Source organism: Campylobacter sp. CNRCH_2015_0814 (assembly GCF_025772765.1).
GTDB lineage: Bacteria > Campylobacterota > Campylobacteria > Campylobacterales > Campylobacteraceae > Campylobacter_D.
The window spans coordinates 28,056-51,736 of sequence record NZ_JAKMSR010000003.1 but is presented as its reverse complement, the minus strand read 5'-3'; the positions used below and the strand labels follow the sequence as shown (position 1 = coordinate 51,736).

The following is a 23,681-nucleotide window of genomic DNA, read 5'->3' as shown; positions in this document are numbered from 1 at the left end:
TCTCATTATTTTCAAAAAGGAGTAAAAATGAATAAAAACAAATTATTCAGACAAATTCACATTTACATTAGCTTATTTTTCTTACCACTAGCATTTTTATATGCTGTTACTGGTTTTGCTTATATAGCTGGTTTTGATGGGGAAAGTGGAGCTAAAATTCAAACTCAAAAAGTTCAAGCCATTGTCCAAGAAGGCGCTGAAGCTGAATTTTTAATTGATTTTTTAAAGAAAAATAACTTAAAACTTCCTTCATCTTTAGAACCAAAACTTAACAAAAAAGGTGATGGTATAGAGCTTGGCACTATAAGCTATACTGCAAGTATTATTAAAATAGATGAAAACAATTATGAAATCATCACAAAAGAAAGAAGTTTACTTGGAAATATGATTTTGCTTCATAAAGATAAAGGTATGTGGTATTTTTCTGTGGCTGGGTTAGCTTTTGCACTTGCTATGATAATCCTTTATATTTCAGGACTTTTAATCACTATCATAGCTATACGCAAAGATAGAGGCAAACAAATCGCAGTTTTAGGTGCTGGTTTTGTTATAACTTTAATTATAGCTTATCTTAGTGTATAAATTTAAGGTATATCTTATAATCAATAAGATATACTTTCCCTTTTAATACGGACAGATGGGTGAGTGGCTGAAACCACACCCCTGCTAAGGGTGCAGATCTTAACGGGTCTCGAGGGTTCAAATCCCTCTCTGTCCGCCACCTTATAAAATCCATTTCCTTTCATCTATTTTAATAGTTTTTATTGCTATAATTAATACTATCAAACTGAATAACCTAAAGGTAAGTTTCACATACTATGCAAATTTATGCTTCTATTGATTTGAAATCTTTTTACGCTTCAGCTGAATGTGTTTTAAGAAATTTAGATCCTTTAACAACTAATCTCATTGTAGCAGATGAATCAAGAACAGATAAAACCATCATACTGGCAGTTTCACCTGCACTAAAAACTTACAATATACCTGGTAGATTAAGGCTTTTTGAGTTTAAACAAAAAATCCACTCAATCAACCAAGAAAGATTAAAACAAACTCAAAAACACTGCTTTAAAGCTAAAAGTTTTGATACATTAGAACTTAAAAATGATTTAAACTTAGAACTAGATTACATCATCGCCAAGCCCAGAATGGCTACTTATATAGAATTTAGCACAAAAATATACAGCATTTATTTGAAGTATTTTGATGCTAAAGATATTCATATATACTCTATTGATGAAGTTTTTATTGATCTTAGTTCTTATCTTGAAAAATACAAACTATCAGCTTATGAGCTACTTACTAAGGTTTTACTTGATATTTCACATACAAGTAAAATCACCGCAACAGCAGGCATAGGTACAAATTTATACTTAGCTAAAATTGCCATGGATATACTTGCTAAAAGACAACAAGTAGATGAAAATGGCTTACTTATAGCCTTTTTAGATGAAAAATTATACAGATATAAATTATGGCAGCATAAACCTTTAAAAGATTTTTGGCGTATAGGTAAAGGTATTGCCTTAAAACTTGCAGATTTAAACATTTATACTATGGGAGATCTTGCAAGATTTTCTTTAAAACATGAAGACTTGCTTTATAAACACTTTGGTGTTAATGCTGAACTTTTGATCGATCATGCATGGGGCGTTGAAACTTGCACAATGAAAGATATTAAAAATTACAAATCACAAAATCACTCTAAAATCATGGCTAAGGTTTTACCTTTTGCATATGATAATAATCAAACAATAAAAGTTTTAAAAGAACTTGTAGATCATTTAGTACTTGAACTTATACAAAATAACCTTAAAACAAACCATATTACGCTAGATATACAATATGATAAAAGCAATTTAGAAAATTCAAGCTTTTTGGGTTCTTACAAAGGAGCTACTACTAAAGATAATTATGGAAGAACTATACCTAAAAATGCTCATGGAAGTATAAATCTAGAAAATTTTACCCATTCTTTAAAAATCATCAATAAAAAATCCTTGGAACTTTTTTGCAAAATCAGCGATAAAAACTTAAGTATTAGAAAAATCAGCCTAAGTTTAAATAATATCACAGATAAAGCTCAAGAAAATTTCCAAGAATTAAATTTATTTAGTGATTTTAATGCAATTTTGCAAGAGAAAAATCAACTTGAAAAAGAAGAAAAGCTCCAAAAAGCAAGACTTCAAATCATGCAAAAATTTGGTAAAAAAGCTATTTTAAAAGCTTCAAGCTTGGATGATGAGACTAAAGAAATTACTTCTTTAATAGGAGGTCATAATGCATGATGATTATAAAGATATAATAAATATAAAATATCAAAAATCAAAACATTTTCCACCAATGCCAAGAGAAAAAAGAGCGGCGCAATTTGCTCCATTTTCAGTGCTAAATGGTTTTAGCAAAGCGATTTTAAAAACACAAAAAGATATGGAAAAAGCATTAGAAAATAGCAAATATCAAGAAGAAAGCTAAGTTCTTCTTGATAAAAATTTTATTTTGCGTTAGAGTATTTTTCAAACTCTCCACTTTCATCAATTTCATTGCCATAAAGTTTGTGTAATTCATAGTAGTATTTTACAAATTCCTTACACTCTTCATCAAGTGGTAAAAACACCTCATCTTCTAAAACACAAAAATCATCTAAATAATTTTTAGCATCTTCTTTTAACATATAATGTCTTGCTAATTTATAGTAATTTTGCATAAACACAGCCTTAAAACTCTCATAAGCTTCCTCATCAAATTTAATGTTTAATTTCTCATTTGCAAAAGATAACACCCCTGATTTAAACAACAATGATAAATGAATCAAACCTTCTGTATAATAAGGCTTAACCTCCTCTACTCTTTGCCAAGCAATCAATCCTATAGCCCTTTTAATAAGCTCATAAAACACTGGAAGCTTTAAATCATCTTCTTCATGTAAAAAGAAATTCACAAGCCCGCCCGCAGTAGCTTTAAACTCTTCTATATTTTTAAATACACCACTTTCATTCATTTTCTTTTCGCTATCATTTGCCACAAAGAAAATATGTCCAAACTCATGACCTATGGTAGAAACTTCATAAATTCTTTTCCATAATTTTTCATTATAAAATAAAATTTCTCTCCCATAATCTAAAAATTCTTTTTCAAATACCATAGATGAAAGCTTCATAAAAGGCTTGGTTTTAGCATTTTCATAAACATAATTTAAAAAAGCAAAAATCTTTTTGCCTGCTATATTGCTTACATACTCATCATTTGGCACTACTTGAGCAGAAAAAAGTCCCTTAAGCTCTGCCCCATAAAAGATCATAGGCATACAAATATAAAGCTGAGTTTTTTCAAGATTAAAATTCACCTCATCAAACAAAGCTTCATCTTCTTCATCTAAATTTGCATACACCATTGCAAAACTTTCTTTGATTTTATCTTTAAACTCACTCCCATTAAAATCACTCACATCTTCTAAGCGTATATCCCACTCAAGTGCTACTGCATGCGTGTAAGAGTCTTCATAGTATTCTAAAGGATGGCCAATTTGTAATGGACATTTTACTTCCATCCACGCAAGCTCTGCTTCTTGCCATTTTTTAACCACTTCATTATTATCTTTTTCACAAAATGCAAATTTTAATTTTTCTATATAGTCAATATAAGCATTTTTTTCATCATCTAACGCACAATTTCTTAGTTTTTCTAAAAGTTTATCAAACTCATATTCAAGCTTTAAAACCTCATTTTCAAAAGCCTTTGCATAAGGTAAAAATCTCCAAAGTGTTCCTATTTTAACTAAAGCCCCATAGCTTCTTTCACAAATTTCACCATCTTGATTAAGCTGATAAAGCTCATTTTGTTTTAAAAACTCCAAAGCATCACTTAAATTTGGAAATTGTTCTTTTAAAATTTTATTATTTGTATCTAAAATTTGCTTGCTCCAAACAAGCTCAAAAGAATTCATAACTACACCTATATTATGCACACCTTGAACTAAAGCCAAATAAAACTCATCAAGTAAATTTTTACTCTTAATCTCATCGATTAAATCTTGATGTTCTACTTCATAAAAGGCTCTTACTAAAGAAAAAACTTTATATTTTATTTGAGAAATTTCTTCTTCATTTAAACCTTTTTTCTCAAGTTCTTGGACTAAATTTTCCTCTTTTAAATCCACCAAACGACGCAACATTGCCAAAACATTGCTTTTTTCATTTTCAAGATTAGCTAGTTCTAAAGCTCTATCTATCAAAGGATGGCTTTGATTAGTTTGAAGTATATTATAAAGACTATTGATATTTTGTTTCCTATTTTTCACAATTTTTGCTATTTGCTTAAAATCATTCATTTTTTACCTTTCTTTATTTTTAAAACTTAATTATAATGTTTTTTTTAAAACACAAGGAGAATGTATGAAAGATATGGGAGAACCTAAGCTAAGAGTTATAGCTATGCCAAGCAATACAAACCCCGCTGGTAATATCTTTGGTGGTTGGATCATGTCACAAATTGATCTAGCCGGAGCCATTGCCGCAAGAGAACTTTCCCCACAAAGAGTTGTCACAGTTGCGGTAGATAAAATCATTTTTAAAGAGCCAATTTTCGTAGGTGATTTGGTATCTTGCTATGCAAAAATCATCAAAGCAGGTAATACCTCTATCACCGTAGCAGTAGAAGTAGTTACTCAAAGAGCTAATGAATATGGCCGTGTGTATTGTATGCATGTAACTTCAGCTGTAGTAACTTATGTGAGTGTAGATAAAGATGGAAATAAATTTCCTATTGATGCGGATTTAAAAAGATTACATGGCTTTTAATATGTTTTATTGTATTTTTAAAAAACTTTTTATATCATCACAAAAAACTTTCTAAGGCTTATATATGCGTGGATATAAAATATTTTCTGGTTCAGCAAACGAGGAATTTGCTAAAAAAATCTCAAAATACCTTTCATTGCCTCTAAGCAATGCAGGTGTGAAGCGTTTTAGCGATGGTGAAATTAGCATTCAAATAGATGAAAGCGTGCGTGGTAAAGATGTGTTTATCATTCAAAGTACTTGTGCTCCAACAAATGATAATTTAATGGAACTTTTAATCATGACAGATGCATTGCGTCGCTCAAGTGCAAGCTCTATCACAGCTATCATCCCTTATTTTGGTTATGCTAGACAAGATAGAAAAGCAAGCCCTAGGGTGCCTATTACTGCAAAATTAGTAGCAAATCTTATAGAATCAGCTGGCGTGGATAGAGTAGCTACCATAGACTTACATGCTGGACAAATTCAAGGCTTTTTTGATATACCTGTGGATAATCTTTATGGAAGTATTATTTTTAATGATTATATTAAAAATAAAAACTACAAAAATCCTATCATCGCAAGTCCTGACATAGGTGGTATAGCAAGAGCTAGAAGCGTAGCAAAAGCTTTAGGACTTGATATAGTTATAGTAGATAAAAGACGCGAAAAAGCTAATGAAAGTGAAGTGATGAATGTCATCGGCGATGTAAAAGATAAAGAAGTGATTTTAGTAGATGATATCATCGATACAGCAGGAACCATAGTAAAAGCTGCTGAAGTATTTAAAAGCAAAGGTGCAAAGTCAGTTATAGCTTGCTGTACTCACCCTGTACTTAGTGGTGTAGCTTATGAAAGAATAGCCAAAGATGCATTAGATGAGCTAGTAGTAACTGACACTATACCTTTAAAACAACAAATGGATAAAATCAAAGTCTTAAGCGTAGCACCTATCTTTGGAGAGGTAATACGCAGAGTTTATCACAATGAAAGTGTGAATTCTTTATTTGTATAAATTCTTTGCAAGGATTACCTTGCAAAGAAAATCTAAACTTCAAATAATTCTACAATTTTATATTAATTAAAACTATATTTTGCTATAATTAATAAATTATTATTAATTAAGGAGCTATTATGATTAAAAATTTAATCTTAAATTTTGGTAGAACTATACTTGATATAGCGGCTGCATTAAGCTTTATTATAGCGATTATTTATTCTATTGCGCTGATGTTTACTCTAGGATTTATAGTAGGTCTAGTAACACTTATTGGATCTTTAGTTGCGATATTTTTAAGCTTTTTTGTAATTTATCTTGTCATAGATATAAGAGATGCACTAGTTAATAAAAACTAATTACTGGTGGAGACGAGGGGAATTGAACCCCTGTCCAAAAATAAAACAACCACGGCATCTACATGCTTAGCAAAGGTGAAAATTTCATCTAGCCAAACTCACCTTCCAAAATTTCAAGCTAGACTAAGACTTTAACTTCAATCAAAACTTGTCAAATTTCAATCTACACTATCAAAAATGACCAAATTCTAAGCTAGATAGTATCACTTAAAATTCAGGCTCAACTGAACTTACGCAGCTTTAGCGTAAGCAGGAGCAAATTTAACGTTGTTTGCGTTTAATTTTAATTTGAGCTTTATACGCTTTGCTCAAAGCGACATGCCACCAAGGCCACTCTACTCCTGTCGAAGCCAAGTCGTCCCCATTATTTAGAAATTTTATCTGGAACATTTGCAATTTGAGGGTTAAATACGCTTAAAAAAGAAGCATTTTTTTCATAATCACTGCAATATCTATCAAGCTGCTCACCCACTAAAAACATCCAATCCACAAATTCATCGCTAGCAGGCCCATCAAATTTAGCTGCTTCTTGCATAATTTCCTCACAAAATGTGCAAAAATTTGCAATCTCATCTAAATTTAATCTTTTAGCAGCCCAAACTACATTGTGGATATTTTGTTCTAAGTCTTTTAAAGCTTCTTTGTATTTTAAGCTATCACTGCTTAGCTTTACTATCAAAGGCTCTAAAACATCGCAAAGACTTCTAAAAAAATACAAAAAACGCTCGATTTCTTCAAGCTCGTAATCTAACTCTAATTGCTCTAAAATTCCCATAAAAACTTCTATAATCTAAGTTTAAATGTTTATTTTAGCAAATTTTAGATAAAATTAAAATTTCTTACAAAATAAAATGGAAAAAATATGGATAGAATCGTAGAGATTGAAAAATTCTCCCCTGATGAAACTTATGAAACAAGCCTTAGACCTTCAAATTTTGACGGCTACATAGGACAAGAAAACATTAAAAAAAATTTAGAAATTTTCATCAAAGCTGCTAAAAAAAGAAATGAATGTCTAGATCATATCCTTTTTAGTGGGCCTGCAGGACTTGGTAAGACAACTTTAGCAAATATTATCTCATATGAAATGAATGCAAATATCAAAACTACCGCTGCACCCATGATAGAAAAAAGCGGGGATTTAGCTGCGATTTTAACTAACCTTAGTGAAGGAGATATTTTATTTATCGATGAAATTCATCGCTTAAGCCCTGCCATAGAAGAAGTGCTTTACCCTGCTATGGAAGATTTTCGTCTTGATATCATCATCGGCAGTGGACCTGCTGCACAAACAATCAAAATCGATTTGCCCAAATTTACTTTAATAGGTGCTACTACAAGAGCAGGTATGCTAAGCAATCCTTTACGCGATCGCTTTGGTATGCAATTTCGCTTGGAATTTTATAAAAATGAAGAACTTGCTATCATTTTAGAAAAAGCAGCTCTAAAGCTTAATAAAACTTGTGAAAAAAAAGCTTCTTTAGAAATAGCCAAACGCAGTCGCTCAACCCCAAGGATTGCTTTAAGATTGCTTAAGCGTGTAAGAGACTTTGCTGATGTAAATGATGAGGAAATCATTAGCGAAAAAAGAGCTAAAGAAGCGCTTGATTCTTTAGGGGTAAATGAGCTTGGTTTTGACGCGATGGATTTAAGGTATTTAGAGCTTTTAACTGAAGCCAAAAGAAAGCCTATAGGACTTTCTAGTATAGCTGCAGCATTAAGTGAAGACGAAAATACCATAGAGGATGTGATAGAGCCATATTTACTAGCAAATGGCTATATAGAAAGAACAGCCAAAGGTCGCATTGCAAGCTTAAAAAGCTTTGATGTTTTAAAATTAAAATACAACAAGGGTTTATTTGATGAAAAGTAGTAATTTTTTCTTGATTAGTTTTATTTTATTTATTTTATTTTGGGTGCTTTTTTTATTTAAACCTTTTTTGATGAATATAGCCATAGCAAGTTTAATGGCTGTTTCTACTTCTAATGTTAATGTTAAATTCTTAAATATATTCAAAGGTAAAAAAGTCATAGCAGCAGCAGCTACCACTGCTTTTATGTTAGCTTTATTTTTTATACCTTTTGTATATGCTATTATAGAACTTGCAAAAGCAGCTAGCGGTTTTAATATAAGTTATATTCATAATACCATAGAATATTTTAAAAATTATTCTTTGCATCTACCTGAATCTTTAAACTTTATAGAGCCAAAAATCAAAGAAGCACTAGCAAGCATTGATTTAAATTCCATCTCTAAAGATGTTTTAACCTATCTTTCAAGCGCAACTAAATTTGGGACTAAATTTCTAACTGATATGGTGTTAATTTGTGTGTTTTATTTCTTTGCTAATCTTTATGGAGCCCAACTCATTGGCTATATCAAAACCATAGTACCTATGAAAAAAGAAGAAACTCAAGGTATTTTAAGTGAAGTGAGCAATGTAATGTCTGTTGTGTTTTATTCTATGGTGCTAAATGCCATTTTGCAAGGAGTGCTTTTTGCTATCATTACTAAATTTTATGGTTATGATGCGATTTTAATGGGAATATTATTTTGCTTTAGCTCTTTAATCCCTGTAGTAGGTGGGGCATTAATTTATGTGCCTGTTTCTTTATATGAATTTGCCAATAACAATCTAAGCGGCGCTTTAGTGATTTTCATTTATAGCGTGATAATGATATCTTTTATCGCAGATACTTTAGTAAAACCTTATATCATTAAATGGATCAATGAAAAACTTGTTCAAATTCCAACGCAAATTAACGAACTTTTAATTTTCTTTGCAATGATAGCAGGAATTTCAAGTTTTGGTTTTTGGGGTATTATCCTTGGACCTGCTATTTTAACTTTCTTTATTTCTACTTTAAAATTATATGTGATTTTAAAAGAAAAGCATTTTGTATAAAAGCGATTATTTTTCAATAATCGCTAAAATTTCTTCTTCGCTTGTAAGTTTTTTATTGTATTTAATCACTAAAAATTTAGAGTTTTTATACACATCTAAAACTCCATTTATACCTTTAATATTATTTAAATCATGCTTTGTTTCTAAAGATAAATAGACATTTTTAAAATCTGCTGGACTTTGTAAAAACAAAAGCAACACAAACCAAATTACAGACAAAGCTATCAAAATAAAAGCAAGAGAAACTAAACTAAAATGGTGTAAAAAATACCCCCCTACAACACCACCTAAAAAGCTTCCAAAATAGCCAAAAGCATTAAACACACCCAAAGCTGCGCCTTTTTCATTTACTTTGGCAAATTTACTCGCACAACTTTGCATAATAGGCTCATGCAAATTAAATCCTATAAAAAATACTACAACACCCACCATAAACACTAAAGCATTATGCGAAAAAGCAAATATAATATAAGCGATGATAAAAAATGCCACACCTAAAAGCAATATCTCTTTACTTAAGCCTCTTTTTTCTCCCAAAGATCCTGATAAACCCATAGCCAAAAACCCAAGCACCATAGAGCTAACATAAACATGCCATAAATTCTCACTTGGGTAATTAAACTCATGCACCAAAACCAAAGGAATACTTAAAAACGCAATACTCATAAGCATTTTTTGCATACAATTAGTAAGATTCATCAAAGCTAAGTTTTTTTCTTTTAAAAGTTTTTTTAATGGAGTTTTAGTATTTTCATGTACTATTGTATGCTCTTTTGGCACAACGCTAAATAAAAGCACGATACAAATTAAACTCAAAATCGCACTTAAATCAAACAAACTTGAAAGTCCAAATTTAGCACTCATTAAAGGAGAAAGCACCAAAGAAGCTGCAAAAGAAAGTCCTATAAATGAACCCATAATAGCCATAGCCTTACCGCGATTTTCTTCATTGATAAAATCACTTATCATAGCAGTAGCTACTGCTCCTATGGCTCCTGCACCTTGTAAAAGCCTTCCAAACATCATCGTATAAATATCATCAGCATATGAACATACCAAAGAACCTATGATAAACACCACAAGTCCTATTAGCATAGTTTTTTTACGCCCTATTTTATCTGAAATAATACCAAAAGGAACTTGCAACGCCATTTGAGTTAGAGCATACACACCCACTAAAAGCCCTACTAAAAACTCATTGGCTCCTTTTAAATTTAAAGCATATAAACTTAAAACCGGCAAAACTATAAACAATCCAAAAAATCTAGTTCCTACAATAAAAGACAAAGGTAAAACGGTTTTTAACATCTTTTCTCCTTATAAAGGATAATTTTACTATGATTTTGATAAACTTTTTTTAAAGTCAAAACAAAAAGAGTATTTTATGAAGAAAAAATTGAAAATCATTCTAGCAACTTCTAACGCACATAAAGTAGAAGAAATCAAAAAATTTTTAACTACTTATGAAATTTATGCCTTAAATGAAATCATCACCCCTTTTGAAATCATCGAAGATGGCACGAGTTTTAAAGAAAATGCTTTGATAAAATCTAAAGCCATTTTTAATGCTTTAGGCAAAAAACAAGACGAATTTATCACCTTAAGTGATGATAGCGGTATAAGCGTAGAGGCTTTAAACAATGCACCGGGGATTTTTTCTGCAAGATACTCTCAAGAAGGCACTGATGAGGCCAATAGACACAAACTCATCCAAGCCTTACATGAAAAAAATCTACATCAAAGCAAAGCCTTTTACACTGCAGCCATAGCTATAAGTTCAAAATATGGACATTTTAGTACGCATGGATATATGCATGGCCTTGCTATTGATACTCCAAGGGGTAATAATGGCTTTGGATATGATCCTTTATTTATCCCAAAAGGTTTTGATAAAACCTTAGGTGAATTAGATGAGCAAGTAAAATTAAAAATTTCACACCGCTCGCAAGCACTAATGTTTGCTACTTATATCTTAAGAGCATTAGAAAAAATGGAGTATTAATGAAACAATTTATAAAATATATGCTTATCGCTTTTGGGCTTTATGTGATTTGGATGTTGCTTTATTATAATTTTGCTTAAGATAATGATAGCTTAAAATAAAACTTGGTAATAAAAAAAGCGAACCAAACAAAAGCAAACTCATAGCCAAAACCGTAAGCAAGCCAAAATAAATCGTCGGTATAAAATTACTGCTAATCATCACTAAAAAACCTAAGATAATCGTAACACTAGTATAATAAATCGCACTTCCTATACCCATATGTGAAGCTTTTATAGCCTCTTCTAAGCTTTTATGTTTTAACTCTTCTTTAAAACGATGAATATAATGAATCATATCATCAACCCCTATTCCTATACAAATAGCAGCTATGGTAATACTCATAATATCAAGTGGTATATTGAAAACACCCATTAAGCCAAATACTAAAGCCAAAGGTATGAGATTGGCCAAAATCGCTACAAAAGCATAAACAAAACTTCTAAAAATCACCACAAATAAAGCAAAAATCACAAGCACCACAAAGGCTAAAGTGTCAAACTGTGATGAAAAAAGACTTTGAAGCATATTATTATACAAAGGCATAATACCACTGATTTTAACCTCTACATTATCTTTTTGTAAAAGTTCTTTTAAGTCTTTTTCAAGCTGTTTTAAAAAAGCATCGCGTCTTAAATTTGGATCACTATCTAGCATACGCACGCTAAATCGCAACTCATTATTTTCTACACTTACAAAAGGAGTTAAAACTTGCTTTTTAAAATTCTCATCTAAATTTTCATATAAAAATGCTAAGGCAAAATCATCTAAAGCCTTGCCATTATTAATGCTTTTTCCAAGCTCTAGCAAACTTTGTAAGCTAAGCACAGAACCTACATATTTTTGCTTACTTAAAAACTCATGAACCTTAGCAGCTATTCTTGTTTTTTCACTACTAAAAAAATATCTATCATCTTTAGCTAAATCATCAAATTCTTGCTCAAACTCATCTAAACTTTCATTTTGTTTTGGACTTTGCTTAAACTTGATAATCACATCTAAAGGCATAGTTCCGCCTAGCTCTTTATCTATAATCAACAAACCTTGTTTAATCCTAGAACTATCTTTAAAATAACTCACAAAGCTATTTTCTACTTTGATTTGTAAAATTCCATACAAAGCAAAAGCCACACAAAATAAACTTATGCTATAGATAACTTTTCTATGTTTTAAACTTACATTTGCACAAAAACTTAAAAATTTCAACGAATTTTGATTAAGCTCTTTAAAATTTAAACGCAGCATTAGCACCAAAATGCTTGCAAAATAAATATAAGCTAAAATCAAACTCACACTAATACCAAGACTCATCATAATACCAAGTTTGATAATAGGCTCAATATCTGAAAAGACAAAACTTAAAAACCCAACAACTGTGGTTAAAATAGCATAAAAACTAGGACTTGCTTTATCAAGTAAGGTTGAGAGTAAAAGCTTATAAACACTAGCTTTTGGATGTTTGTTTAAATTTTCTATAAAATGTACGATCAAATGTATCACAACAGAAACAGTGATAATAAGCACCAAAGCTACATAGTTTGAAGACACTACGGTAATATCAAAGCCCAAAAGTGCGAAAATCCCACTTGAAGTAAAAAGCGAAATCACACAAATTCCCAAAGCCAAAAACACCAAACGCAAAGAGCCAAAAAACCACCAAAGCGCTATAAATAAAAGTCCTACTAAGCTAAAACCATAAATTTTTAAATCACTTTTTACATAATTAATCATATCATTAGCGATCATTTCTACACCGCCAAGGTGCAAAAAGTCTCCATTTTGACTATACTTAGATACTATTTTAGTAATTTCCTCTAATCTTTTTGCGCTAAATTCTCTTGAGTTTTCTTGGTGTTCTTTAATCAAAGTTCTAAAATGCTCTTTTTCATTTTCACTTTTTGCATTATCCCTTGAATTAATCAAGTTATTATAAACAAGATCAGGCGCTAGATAAATCAAAATTCCTGTTGTTTTTCCATCTTTTGAGATGATATTATTTTTATAAAAGGGTTGGTTTAAAATTTCATTTTTAGCTAGATTAATATCCACATCTTGACTAAAAATATTAGGTATATTTTGGATAAGTTCTTTTAACTCTTTACCTTTAGAACTTGTAAGTAAAGGTGCATTAGCGATAGAAAATACCTTTTGCACGCCATTGATTTTTTCTAAATCAAGAGTTAAATTTTTTATAGTTTCTAAATTTTCTTTAGTAAAAATATCTTTATCTTTAGGAGCAAAAGCAAGCATTAAAAAATTATCATTACCATAGCGTGCTGAAACTTCTCTATATAGTTTCAAACCCTCATCATGCTCTAAAAGCAAGCTTTCAGCACTTGCATCAACACTTAAATTTTTAGCAAAAAAACTAAAAAATATACAAAAGATTAAAGCAATCCCCAAAGTTAGCTTTGGGAAATTAAGAAAGATTTTTAAAATTTTACTTAGCATTATTTAGAAAAATCAACACTAGAAAGCTTTTCAAGCAAGGTTTTAAAATCGCCATTTTGCAAGACATCTTTAAATTGTGAGCGATAAGTTTGTATGATACTTATACCAAAAATATCCACATCATAAATTTGCCAATCATTATTTTTATCATAAAATTTAAAGATTACAAAATTTTCTTTGCCATCTACTATCATAGAAGTTTTTAAAAAGGCTCTTTTATTTTTTTCTTCTAAATTAATCACTTTTAATTTTTGAGAATCATACAAAGCAAGCTTATCTGTGAAACTTTTTTTAAGATTTTTTTCAAAGGCTTTATTAAATTCATTTTTTTCATTTTCACTTAATTTTTCATATCTTGTAGAAAGACTAAGTTTAGCCATAAGCTCATAATCAAAAACACCATCAAATAAAACAAAGATTTTTTCCGCCGCTTTAGCTTTATCATTTTTATTTTGATCTAGAATTTTTAAGCTCTCATCAATTTTTTCTTGCATAGTTTTAGAAATATCTTGCAAATTTAAAGCAAAAGCAAATGCTACACTAAAAAACAAAACTATGATTTTTTTCATTTATTCCCCTTATTTGATGAGTTCTTGGCGTCTTTGTTCATACGCATCGCGTATAAAAGTATAATAATCTACACTATTTTGGTAAATATCATCTATTTTTTCATACTCAAAACTTAATTCATTTAATTTTAATGCAGCATTTACGCCTGCTCCAACCCAAAGATTCTCAATATATCCCTCAGGCACCATAAACCAATTTACAGGTAAAGCTAAAGCATCTCTTACATTATAAGGACCTAAAAGTGGAAGCACTAAGTGTGGTCCACTACTTACTCCCCATTTGCCCAAAGTCGTTCCAAAATCAGCCTCATAACTTTTTAAAGGAGTTTTGCTCGCACTATCTAACAAACCGAATCCAAAAATCACATTCACACAAAATCTTCCAAATTCCTCGCCAGCTTTTCTAAATTCTAAACTTAAAAGGTGATTGATAAATCTAAAAGGCGATCTTGTGGTATCAAAAGCATTTTTTACCCCTGTTCTTATAAAACTTGGAGTAATACTTTTATAAGAAAGTGCAGCCGGTCTTAAAAAATAAGTATAAAGATCATAATTAAATTTACTCATAGCTTTATTATAGCTATAAAAGCTATCTTTGACTTCTTTTTTTTGATATTCTTGTTCAAAATCTTCAAAGTCATTTGCCAAAATCAAAGTATTAAAAAATAAACACAAACTTAGTATGTATTTTAACAAGTTTTTCCTTTTAAAATTTCACAAATTGAAATCGTAAATTATACAAAAATTAAAATAAATTTTTACATTAAAATACTTTTAAAATATTCTTTAAAAAGATTAAAAATTTTTATTTACCTATAAAATAAGTCTTAGAAAATATGCAAAAAATACAAATTTATTTTTGCTTTTAAAAATAAGCTATAATTTTTTCAAAATTTACTACTAAAAGGACAAAAAATGAAAAAAATTTTCACCCTGCTTTTTTTGTGTATTTTCGGCTATGGTGCTGATGTAAATATCGCTGCAGCTGCAAATGTAGCTTATGCTTTTAAAGCCTTGCAAAAAGAATTTCAAAAAGAAAACCCTGATATTAGTATCAATGTAAGCTTAGGCGCTAGTGGAAATTTAGTTTCACAAATCAAAAATGGAGCGCCATTTGATATATTTATGGCTGCAAATATGAAATTTGCACAAAGCTTGTATGATGATAATTTTGCTAGTACAAAACCTGTTATTTATGCTCAAGGAGCTTTAGCTTTACTCAGTGTTAGAATGGATTTAAGCAAAGGATTAGACACACTTAAAGAAGAAAAAGTCAAAATCATCACCATAGCTAATCCCAAAGCTGCTCCTTATGGTCAAGCTAGTATAGAAACTTTACAAAATGCTAAAATTTATGAGCAAACAAAAGCTAAAATCATCGAAGCAAAATCCATAGGAGAAGCACTTACTCAAACACTAAAAGCAGCCGATGTGGGTTTTATAGCAGCAAGTGCTTTATATGAAGATACACTAAAATCTTATAAACTCCAAGAAGGAAAAAATTATATTTTAATCGATCCAAAGCTTTATGAGCCAATCAATCAAGGTATTATCATCACTTCTTATGGTAAAGATAATACCAAAGCTAAGAAATTTTATGATTTTATTTTAAGCAAAAAGGCTAAGGAAATTTTCAAAGCTTATGGCTATAATATCCCATGATTAAAGCTAAAATAAACACTATAAAAAATCATGAAAATATAAACTGGGTAGAATTTCTTATAAAAAAACATAAATTATATATGCTTGCTTTAGAACTTGATGAAAAAGCAAGCATTGATCAAGAAGTTTTACTTGCTTTTAAAGGTAGTGAGTGTTTGCTTAGTAAAAAAAATTTAGAAAACTCATTTTTAAATACCTTTTATGCAAAAATCATTGATATTTTTCAAGGACAAATCATCACTATCATAAGATTAGAAAATGAAATTTGCACTTTCGAAGCTCAAATTAGCACCCATGAGTTTTTAGAACAAAATTATCAAAAAAATGATTTTATATTTGCTTATGTACATCCTAGTGCTTTATTTATCAAAGAGTATTTATGCTAAAACTTGATTTTGAAAAAATCTTTAAAAATAAAGAAAAAGAATTTAAACTTAAGGTTAAATTTGAAGTTAAAGAAGGAGAATTTTGTGCTATTTTTGGAAAAAGTGGCAGTGGTAAAACTACACTTTTAAGAATTTTAGCAGGTTTTGAAAAAGCGCAAGGAATTTGCACTTTTAACGATACTATATTTTTTGATGATAAAAACTTTCTAAGTCCACAAAAAAGAAAACTTGGCTTTGTTTTTCAAGATTATGCTTTATTTGAAAATATGAACGTAGAGCAAAACTTACTTTTTGCCAAAAAAGATCTAAAATTTGCTAATGAACTTTTAGAACTTTTAGATTTAAGCAAACACAAAAAAAGTCATATTTTAGAACTAAGCGGGGGACAAAAACAACGCGTAGCTTTAGCAAGAGCTATTATACAAAAACCCAAACTTTTACTTTTAGATGAGCCATTTAGCGCCTTAGATAATGAGATAAAACTACACTTGCATGATTATCTTTTAAATATACATAAAACTTATAAAATCACTACTATTTTAATCAGCCATGATGTAAGTGAAGTTTATAAACTAGCTAATAAAGTCATTATTTTAGAAAATGGAGCCATCATTAAAGAAGGTTCACCTAATGAAGTTTTTTTAAAAACACAAGGCTCACAAAAATTTGCTATAAAAGCACGCATTTTAAAACTACAAAAGCAAGATAGCATATTTATAGCCATACTTGCCATAGGTAATCAAATCAGCCAAGTAGCACTAAGCCCTTTAGAAGCTAAAGATTTTAAAGAAAATGATGAAGTACTTTTGAGCCAAAAAGCTTTTGCGCTAAATTTAACTAAGATATAAAAAACAATGCTAAAATAAGATAAATTATTACAAGGTTATAAATGACTTATGGATTTTTTATCTTAAAATTTTATACTAGCTTATGGACAAAATGGAAGATAAGATTATCTTGTGGTTATTTTATAGCCCCTACTGCACCACCTTTATCCTTTTGTAGTTTCATTTTTAAATTAATTTAAAAGGGTAAAAAATGCATTGGTTAGTATTAGCAATTAGTATAGTTTTTGAAGTGATTGCAACAAGCTCGATGAAGTATGCAAGCATAAGTAAAAATAATCTTTATTTAATCGTTTTTGCGGTGTTTTTTTCATTTTCTTTAGCAGGTTTGTTTTATGCTTTGAAAAAAATTGATTTAAGCATAGCTTATGCAACTTGGGCAGGTTGTGGTTTGGCACTTGTTAGCGTGGTGGGATTTTTAATCTTTAAAGAAGCAATAACCATTAATAAAATCATTTTTATTATTTTAATCATCACTGGAGTAGTGGGATTAAAACTTAGTGCTTAAGCCTTTTGGCTTAAAGCACATTCATACTTTGTATCATTACTTTTGCTTTACATTCAGCACAGCAATATAGTGTTTTTATCTTAGCTTCATCACCCATAAATCTTGGCTTCATAATGCTAGCGATTTTTTCAATGGCCTTTTTAGTAGCAAATTCTTTCCCACATTCTACACAAGCAAAAAGTTCATCTTGAGCTAAAACCATAAAAGAAAAATACTCTTTTTCTAAATCTATCCCGCTTCTTTGAAGCATTAAAGTATCTTTTTCAGCACAACTTGCCTCACAATATCCACAGGTAGTACATAAGCTTGCATTAAATTTCAAAGAATTATCCTTAGCATCAGCTACTAAAGCTCCTACGTTACAAGCTCCCACACAAGAAAGACATAAGGTACAGGTATCTGTATTGATAGTGATTTTTCCATAGCGTATCCATTCTTTGTTTGGGATATTGCCTAAATTTTCTTCTTTTATAAGCTCTCTTAATCTTATAGCAAAATCTTCTCTTTTTAAAAGTGCAGGATTATAAGAAATAAATTTGAGATTTTCTATAAAATGTGCTTGATTTATAGCCTCTAAAAGTTCTTTTTCATCTTTAGCTAGAAAAATTGCATTTTGTTTAAATTTTCTTTGAAAAATTTCATTCATCAAAGCTATTACTTCTAAAGCACCTTGCGATAAGCCATCACTATAAAAAATCACACTCGCACCACTTGTTTGAAGCATAGCTAAAAAATGTGCTTGATCAAGATAGTTTTCGCCTTTAATCATAAAAGGCATTACATCTTCTTTTAAAGTGATATTTAAATTTTCTATAGACATTTTCTCAGGGATTATTAAAATGATTTTATCTTCATAAAATTTTAAAATTTCATAAAAGCTATTACGTGGCATAGGTGCATAATCAAGCGCCCCGCTAGGACAAATCCCCACACAATTACCACAGCTTAAACAATCTACATGAGAAAATTCTAATTTTCTTTGCTCATCATCTTTTAAAATAGCTACACTAGGACAAATTTCAGCACATTTTCCACAATGAACACTTCTTCTTTCATGGTATTGACAAATGCTATCATCATAACTAATATAATTTCTAAATTTATATTTTGGAGAATTAGAATTTAAAAGCTTTATAAGTTCTTCTTGACTTAAAGTAGTTAAATCATAGCAACCACTTTGTTGATCAAAACTTTCTTTTTTTACATCATATAAGAAAAAATCACAATCAATCTCTACTTGCTCATTGTCTTTTAAAGCTATCACACAAAGCTCTCCCACGCAACCTAAAACACCCAAACATTGCTCATTACTTAGCTTTAAAACCTTGTATTCTTGTTTTTTTAAACTTTCTATAAGTTCATTTTGATCCTCATTGCTTACAATAATTACATTTTTACCCACTTCTTTGGTGTATTCTAAATCAAGTCCCAAATCATAAACTTTAGATCTAATCTTATATAAAGACTCAATAGTTTTAGCTTTTTTAAGCACATCATCTTGTGAGTTTTTAAGGTAAAAATTAATCTCAGGTGCATAAACTTCAGGGTTTAAAAGCTTTGAATTTCCTATAAAAACTTCTTCACTACAGGCTTTTTGAACTATGCTAATATTATCACTTAGAGGAATTAAATCTTCATTTTCTAAAAATACAAAATCTTTCATAACACTCTCTTTTAAATTTTTTAATCTTAATTATATAAATTTCATTATAAAAAAGTTATAATTTTACTAATTTATTCTTAAGGTTTAAGATGAACAAATTTAGAAATTTTCCTCCCATAAACACACTTATAAACGATAAAAACTTGGCTAATTATCCTTTGTATTTAAGATCTCATTTTGCAAAAATAGTTGTTTCAAATTGTAAAAAAGAACTAAGTAAAGATGAAAATTTAAATTTTAGCTTGCAAGATTTGCTAAGTAAAATTGCTCAAAGTATTGATGAGTTTTTAAATATGCAAAGTCAAAGTTTGATCAATGCTACTGGAGTTATCATACATACTAATCTTGGTCGTAGCATTATTGATGAGAGTATTTTTGAAAGAACTAAAGAAATCATCTGCTCTTATTCAAATTTAGAGTTTAACATGCAAAGTGGCAAAAGAGGCTCAAGGTATGACGCACTTAGTGCGAATTTAAAAATATTATTTGATTGTGAAGATTGCTTAGTTGTTAATAATAACGCTTCGGCTGTATTTTTAATCTTAAACACCTTAGCAAAAAATAAAGAAGTTATTACTTCAAGAAGTGAGCTAGTTGAGATTGGAGGAAATTTTAGAATTCCTGAAGTTATGCTAGCAGCTGGTGTTAAGCTAAAAGAAATAGGCACGACTAATAAAACTCATCTGTATGATTATGAAAAAGCTATCAATGAAAATACTAAGATGATTTTAAAAACTCATCGTTCTAATTTTGCTTTTAAAGGATTTTTCGAAGAGGTAAGCTTAAGTGAAATTCACGCTTTAACAAAAAAGAAAAAACTCATATCTTATTATGATTTAGGTGCTGGCTGGTGTGAAAAAATTAATAAACAACTTAGTAAAAACGAGCCAAGCGTGAAAGAGCTTTTAAAACATTGTGATATTTTAAGTTTTAGCGGTGATAAGCTTTTTGGCTCTACTCAAGCAGGCATCATACTTGGAAAGAAAAAATACATTCAACAATTAAAGAAAAATCAACTTCTAAGAATGTTAAGGGTTGATAAAATCACTCTATCTTTTTTAAATGAAACTACCAAAGCATACTTAGAAAAAGAATATGAAAAAATTCCTACACTAAAACTTTTAAATGATGATTTAAAAACCATAGAAAAAAAAGCTCTTTTTGTCAAAGAAAAAATTCCTACAAAATGTGAGTTAAAAGCTTCTAAAAGTTTAGTAGGTGGTGGCTCTATGCCTGATAAAAGTTTAGATACTTTTGTGCTAAGTTTTAATGAAAAAGCTTTGCTTTTACAAGAAAATTTTAGAAAAAAAGGTGTGATTGGCCGTATTGAAAATGGGTATTTTGTGCTAGATTTTAGAAGTATTTTAGAAAAAGATTTAAACCGTTTAATCCACGCTATCAAAGAGGTATTTCATGCATAGTATTATCATAGGCACTGCTGGACATATTGACCATGGTAAAACCTCACTTATTAAAGCTTTAAATGGTTTTGAAGGTGATGATTTAAAAGAAGAGCAAGAAAAAGGCATTACGATTAATCTTAGCTTCTCAAATTTAAAAAGTGAAAATTTAAATATTGCTTTTATCGATGTACCTGGACATGAAAGTTTAATTAAAACTATGATAAGTGGTGCTTTTGGCTTTAGAGTGTGTATGTTTGTCATAGATATAAACGAGGGTTTAAAGGCTCAAAGTATAGAGCATTTAAGGGTTTTGGAATTTTTAGGCGTAAAAGATGTGGTGCTTATTTTGAGTAAGGTTGATTTATGCAAGGATTTACCGCAAAAGCAAACTGAGCTTTTAAAAGAATTAAAAGCTTTTAAAATCAATATCTTAAAAGTTTTTCCAACAAGCATTTATGATGAGCAAAGTATATTAAATTTAAAAAACTATCTACTTAGTTTAAAGCCTAAAGAAAATGATGAAAATTTGATTTTTAGATACTACATTGACAGAATTTTTTCTCTAAAAGGTATAGGAACGGTAGTAACAGGAAGCTTAAATGAAGGAAAAATCAGCAAAAATGAAAAAATATTTTGCCTTGAAAATCAAAAAGATATCATTGTAAAAAATATACAAATTCATGAAGAAAATGTTTTAGAAGCAAAAGCTTATAATAGAGTTGCTTTGAGTTTAAATTGTGATTATCATGAATTAAAAAAAGGCTATGTATTAAGCAAAAAAGGTGTCTTTAAAAGCTTTAAAAGTATCGATGGGGTTGTTTTTAATACAGAGATTAAACACGGAAGCATTTTAGAATTTTGTAGTGGCTCAAAAAAGCTTAATGCAAAAATTAGTGTAATCAAAGAATTTGAAGATAAAACTTATATTAGTTTAGAGTTTGATAAAAGCTTACCTTTGTGTTTTGATGATAAATTTATCTTGCTTGAAAATGGGCGTATTAAAAGTGGTGGCGTGGTATTAAATGCGGTAAGCGAGCCTTTAAAAAAAGATATAAAAGCTAAGTATTTAGCACTTTTAGAACAAAAAGATTTTAAAAAAGTATTTGAGTTTTTAAAACAAACTCACAAACTTGGCTTTGGCTTACTTTCAAGCTATCAACGCTTTAAACTCACTCATGAACAAGCTTTAAACTTAGCAAAAAGTTTAGATCATGTTTTTGTCGATGAGCAAGCTTTAAATGTATATGATTTAAATGCTATGCAAACTTTGAAAGAATTTATTGATTTTATTTTCTCTAAAAATCCTTATGCTTTAATCTCACCTCATTCTATCGCCTTAAGGCTTAGCTGGGCGAGTGAAAATTTTTGTGCTTATGTACTCAAGCAAATGCAAGAAAAATTAGATTTTAAAGACGGCATATGGTTTTTAAAAGGACAAAATTTTGAAAAATTACAAGAAAAGGCTCATTGTGAGCTTTATGAAATTTTAAAAAAAGAAGGCATAAAACCTACTGCACCTTACAATCTTTATGAATACTTAGAGCTTGATAGGAAAAATGGAGATCTTATCTTAAAAAAACTCACTAAAGAAAACAAAGTCAAAAGATTAGCGCATAATCTTTTTATAGAAAAAAATGCCCTTGAAAATCTCATGCAAGAGTTTTTAAAGCTTTTGCAAAATCATCATTTAGATGTCGCTTTTGTAAAAAATCATTTTCAAATTTCAAGAAAATACGCCATAGCTTACTTAGAATACCTTGATAAAAACTATCCTCAAGTGATAAAAATCGAGGAAAAAAGAATGCTAAAAGTCTAAGTGTTAAAATTTACATTTTATAATGATAAAAATTTAAATTAAAGGAAAAAAATGAAAAAATCTCTAGCTCTTTTAACTCTTGCTAGCTCTTTATTTGCTGCAAGTAATGAAGAAATTATTAATTTTTTTAAGAAAAATCCAAATTTATCAAATGCAAATATTAGTGTTTCTAGTAGAGAAAAAATTCCTGATACTAACTTTGAAGCCGTGATAGTTAATTTTGAAATTAGTGGTAAAAATTTCCAAGAAATCGTTTTCACTCAAGATAATATCATCACAACTGAAGTAATTGATGTAAAAAAAGGTGAGTTTTATTCTCAAGTTTATCAAGCAAAACTCATAGAAAAACAACAAGCTGAATTTTCAAAAAAAGCTCTAGTGGAACTTAAAAAAGAAAAAATGTTTGTTTCTTTAGGTGATAAAAACAAACCTTTGCTTTATGTTTTTAGCGATCCTGAATGTCCATACTGTAGAATGCATTTAGATAAAATAGAAGAAACACTAAAAACTCATCAAGTTAAATTTATCTTAACCCCTATCCATGATACAAGCGCATTTGAAAAATCTGCATTAATCTATAAAGAAAGCAAAAACGCTAAAGATGATGCACAAAAAATCGCTATCATGAAAAAATACTATGATAAAGATATAAAAGATTATAAAAAGCCTAGTGAAGCTGAAGTTAAAGCAGTAAGAGAAACTTTTGCAAAATACTCTAAACTTGGTCTTCGCGCCGTACCAACCATAATCAATGCTCAAAAATAATCTTTTCTTGCTTGTGCTTGCACTATTTTTAAGTGCTTGCACAGGCCCTATGCAAACTTTTATCCAAACAAATAATGAGGGTATTTTCCTACATGCTAATAAAAATCAAAGTTTTTCTTTACACATCAATAATCCTTCAAAATTAAACACAAATTTAGAGGCCAAACTCGCTCAAAAATTACAAAATTTGGGATTGGTTTTAGATAATACTCAAAGTGATTATAAAATTTATATCAATATAGTAGATTTTAAGAAATTTTCTTACGCACAAAGACTAATTGCTTCTAATGCGAGATTTTTTTATAATGACTTTGATAAAATAGATAATGTTTTTGAAATGGAAGTAGAAAATTACTATCTTTTGCAAGTTAATTTGCAAATTAGCTCCAAAAACTCCACTCAAAGCACTTCGCTTTTAGCAAGAACTGCTTATCTTGGCAATATAGATAGAGCCAAAGAATCTTTAGAAGAAAAAATTGCTAATCAAATAACAAGCTTTTTTTATATGCATTAAAGATGGCATTTAAGCCAT

The 23,681-nt window shown here is 29.7% G+C and carries 24 protein-coding genes, 1 tRNA gene and 1 other RNA gene; 18 read left to right on the top strand and 8 right to left on the bottom strand.

Annotated elements, in window-relative coordinates; all coding sequences use genetic code 11:
• Window positions 1-27: 27 nt before the first annotated feature.
• The 4 genes from L8X24_RS02255 (at window position 28) to L8X24_RS02240 (ending at window position 2,475) form a co-directional block, all read left to right on the top strand.
• Window positions 28-582 carry a PepSY-associated TM helix domain-containing protein gene (locus L8X24_RS02255; RefSeq protein WP_263663424.1) on the top strand — a complete coding sequence of 185 codons (555 nt, stop codon included), beginning with the start codon at window positions 28-30 and terminating at the stop codon, window positions 580-582.
• Window positions 583-631: 49 nt separating this feature from the next.
• Window positions 632-721: transfer RNA gene (locus L8X24_RS02250), tRNA-Ser, on the top strand.
• Between the two features lie 97 nt (window positions 722-818).
• Window positions 819-2,288 (top strand): DNA methylase, encoded by a 1,470-nt coding sequence (locus L8X24_RS02245; protein ID WP_263663423.1) that lies wholly within the window; start codon window positions 819-821, stop codon window positions 2,286-2,288.
• Window positions 2,281-2,475, top strand: a complete 195-nt coding sequence (locus L8X24_RS02240) for a hypothetical protein (RefSeq protein ID WP_263663422.1) — start codon at window positions 2,281-2,283, stop codon at window positions 2,473-2,475. The genes L8X24_RS02245 and L8X24_RS02240 overlap by 8 nt, the downstream gene beginning before the upstream one ends.
• Window positions 2,476-2,494: 19 nt before the next feature.
• Here L8X24_RS02240 and ciaB read toward each other — a convergent pair whose 3' ends face one another.
• Entirely contained in the window at window positions 2,495-4,330 is a 1,836-nt protein-coding gene (ciaB, locus tag L8X24_RS02235) for an invasion protein CiaB (protein ID WP_263663421.1), read from the bottom strand.
• A 64-nt stretch (window positions 4,331-4,394) separates the two neighbouring features.
• Between ciaB and L8X24_RS02230 the strand changes: the two genes are divergently transcribed.
• From L8X24_RS02230 to L8X24_RS02220, 3 genes are all read left to right on the top strand, one after another.
• Complete coding sequence (locus tag L8X24_RS02230) at window positions 4,395-4,799, top strand: acyl-CoA thioesterase (RefSeq protein ID WP_012661971.1); 405 nt, start codon at window positions 4,395-4,397, stop codon at window positions 4,797-4,799.
• A 64-nt stretch (window positions 4,800-4,863) separates the two neighbouring features.
• Entirely contained in the window at window positions 4,864-5,793 is a 930-nt protein-coding gene (locus tag L8X24_RS02225; RefSeq protein ID WP_039619082.1) for a ribose-phosphate pyrophosphokinase, read from the top strand.
• Between the two features lie 119 nt (window positions 5,794-5,912).
• Window positions 5,913-6,134, top strand: a complete 222-nt coding sequence (locus L8X24_RS02220) for a hypothetical protein (protein ID WP_214135152.1) — start codon at window positions 5,913-5,915, stop codon at window positions 6,132-6,134.
• A 4-nt stretch (window positions 6,135-6,138) separates the two neighbouring features.
• On the opposite strand, the gene ssrA is transcribed toward L8X24_RS02220, so the two are convergent.
• Both ssrA and L8X24_RS02210 read right to left on the bottom strand, forming a co-directional pair.
• Window positions 6,139-6,497: a transfer-messenger RNA gene (gene ssrA / locus L8X24_RS02215) on the bottom strand.
• Window position 6,498: 1 nt separating this feature from the next.
• Window positions 6,499-6,909 (bottom strand): histidine phosphotransferase, encoded by a 411-nt coding sequence (locus tag L8X24_RS02210; protein ID WP_257399298.1) that lies wholly within the window; start codon window positions 6,907-6,909, stop codon window positions 6,499-6,501.
• 87 nt (window positions 6,910-6,996) lie between these two features.
• Between L8X24_RS02210 and ruvB the strand changes: the two genes are divergently transcribed.
• Complete coding sequence (gene ruvB / locus L8X24_RS02205; RefSeq protein WP_039619088.1) at window positions 6,997-8,007, top strand: Holliday junction branch migration DNA helicase RuvB; 1,011 nt, start codon at window positions 6,997-6,999, stop codon at window positions 8,005-8,007.
• Window positions 7,997-9,040 (top strand): AI-2E family transporter, encoded by a 1,044-nt coding sequence (locus L8X24_RS02200; protein WP_263663420.1) that lies wholly within the window; start codon window positions 7,997-7,999, stop codon window positions 9,038-9,040. Before ruvB ends, L8X24_RS02200 begins: the two co-directional genes overlap by 11 nt.
• Window positions 9,041-9,046: 6 nt before the next feature.
• Here the strand turns inward: L8X24_RS02200 and L8X24_RS02195 are convergent, their stop codons facing one another.
• Window positions 9,047-10,348 (bottom strand): MFS transporter, encoded by a 1,302-nt coding sequence (locus tag L8X24_RS02195; RefSeq protein WP_263663419.1) that lies wholly within the window; start codon window positions 10,346-10,348, stop codon window positions 9,047-9,049.
• Between the two features lie 88 nt (window positions 10,349-10,436).
• Here L8X24_RS02195 and rdgB point away from each other — a divergent pair, with 88 nt between their 5' ends.
• On the top strand, window positions 10,437-11,042 hold the full coding sequence (gene rdgB, locus L8X24_RS02190) for an RdgB/HAM1 family non-canonical purine NTP pyrophosphatase (RefSeq protein WP_263663511.1): 606 nt from the start codon (window positions 10,437-10,439) through the stop codon (window positions 11,040-11,042).
• Window positions 11,043-11,066: 24 nt separating this feature from the next.
• Here rdgB and L8X24_RS02185 read toward each other — a convergent pair whose 3' ends face one another.
• From L8X24_RS02185 to L8X24_RS02175, 3 genes are read right to left on the bottom strand one after another with little or no spacing between them, the layout of a single operon-like run.
• Entirely contained in the window at window positions 11,067-13,532 is a 2,466-nt protein-coding gene (locus L8X24_RS02185) for an efflux RND transporter permease subunit (protein WP_263663418.1), read from the bottom strand.
• Window positions 13,532-14,101, bottom strand: coding sequence for an ABC transporter substrate-binding protein (locus L8X24_RS02180; protein ID WP_263663417.1), 570 nt, complete (start codon window positions 14,099-14,101; stop codon window positions 13,532-13,534). Before L8X24_RS02180 ends, L8X24_RS02185 begins: the two co-directional genes overlap by 1 nt.
• Window positions 14,102-14,110: 9 nt before the next feature.
• Window positions 14,111-14,797, bottom strand: coding sequence for a VacJ family lipoprotein (locus L8X24_RS02175; RefSeq protein ID WP_263663416.1), 687 nt, complete (start codon window positions 14,795-14,797; stop codon window positions 14,111-14,113).
• Window positions 14,798-15,016: 219 nt separating this feature from the next.
• Here L8X24_RS02175 and modA point away from each other — a divergent pair, with 219 nt between their 5' ends.
• From modA to L8X24_RS02155, 4 genes are all read left to right on the top strand, one after another.
• Complete coding sequence (gene modA / locus L8X24_RS02170) at window positions 15,017-15,763, top strand: molybdate ABC transporter substrate-binding protein (protein ID WP_263663415.1); 747 nt, start codon at window positions 15,017-15,019, stop codon at window positions 15,761-15,763.
• Window positions 15,760-16,149, top strand: coding sequence for a hypothetical protein (locus L8X24_RS02165; RefSeq protein ID WP_263663414.1), 390 nt, complete (start codon window positions 15,760-15,762; stop codon window positions 16,147-16,149). Before modA ends, L8X24_RS02165 begins: the two co-directional genes overlap by 4 nt.
• On the top strand, window positions 16,143-16,997 hold the full coding sequence (locus L8X24_RS02160; RefSeq protein WP_263663413.1) for an ABC transporter ATP-binding protein: 855 nt from the start codon (window positions 16,143-16,145) through the stop codon (window positions 16,995-16,997). Before L8X24_RS02165 ends, L8X24_RS02160 begins: the two co-directional genes overlap by 7 nt.
• Before the next feature lie 190 nt (window positions 16,998-17,187).
• Window positions 17,188-17,502, top strand: coding sequence for a DMT family transporter (locus L8X24_RS02155; protein ID WP_263663411.1), 315 nt, complete (start codon window positions 17,188-17,190; stop codon window positions 17,500-17,502).
• 10 nt (window positions 17,503-17,512) lie between these two features.
• On the opposite strand, the gene L8X24_RS02150 is transcribed toward L8X24_RS02155, so the two are convergent.
• Window positions 17,513-19,165, bottom strand: coding sequence for a 4Fe-4S dicluster domain-containing protein (locus L8X24_RS02150; protein WP_263663410.1), 1,653 nt, complete (start codon window positions 19,163-19,165; stop codon window positions 17,513-17,515).
• A gap of 89 nt (window positions 19,166-19,254) precedes the next feature.
• On the opposite strand from L8X24_RS02150, the gene selA reads away from it, so the two are divergent.
• Genes selA through L8X24_RS02130 form a run of 4 tightly spaced genes read left to right on the top strand, consistent with a single transcriptional unit; the run spans window position 19,255 to window position 23,663 of the window.
• Window positions 19,255-20,586 (top strand): L-seryl-tRNA(Sec) selenium transferase, encoded by a 1,332-nt coding sequence (gene selA / locus L8X24_RS02145; RefSeq protein ID WP_263663409.1) that lies wholly within the window; start codon window positions 19,255-19,257, stop codon window positions 20,584-20,586.
• Window positions 20,579-22,384, top strand: a complete 1,806-nt coding sequence (gene selB / locus L8X24_RS02140) for a selenocysteine-specific translation elongation factor (RefSeq protein ID WP_263663408.1) — start codon at window positions 20,579-20,581, stop codon at window positions 22,382-22,384. Before selA ends, selB begins: the two co-directional genes overlap by 8 nt.
• Before the next feature lie 51 nt (window positions 22,385-22,435).
• Window positions 22,436-23,149, top strand: coding sequence for a thioredoxin fold domain-containing protein (locus L8X24_RS02135; protein ID WP_263663407.1), 714 nt, complete (start codon window positions 22,436-22,438; stop codon window positions 23,147-23,149).
• Window positions 23,136-23,663 (top strand): hypothetical protein, encoded by a 528-nt coding sequence (locus tag L8X24_RS02130; RefSeq protein ID WP_263663406.1) that lies wholly within the window; start codon window positions 23,136-23,138, stop codon window positions 23,661-23,663. The genes L8X24_RS02135 and L8X24_RS02130 overlap by 14 nt, the downstream gene beginning before the upstream one ends.
• Window positions 23,664-23,681: the final 18 nt, after the last annotated feature.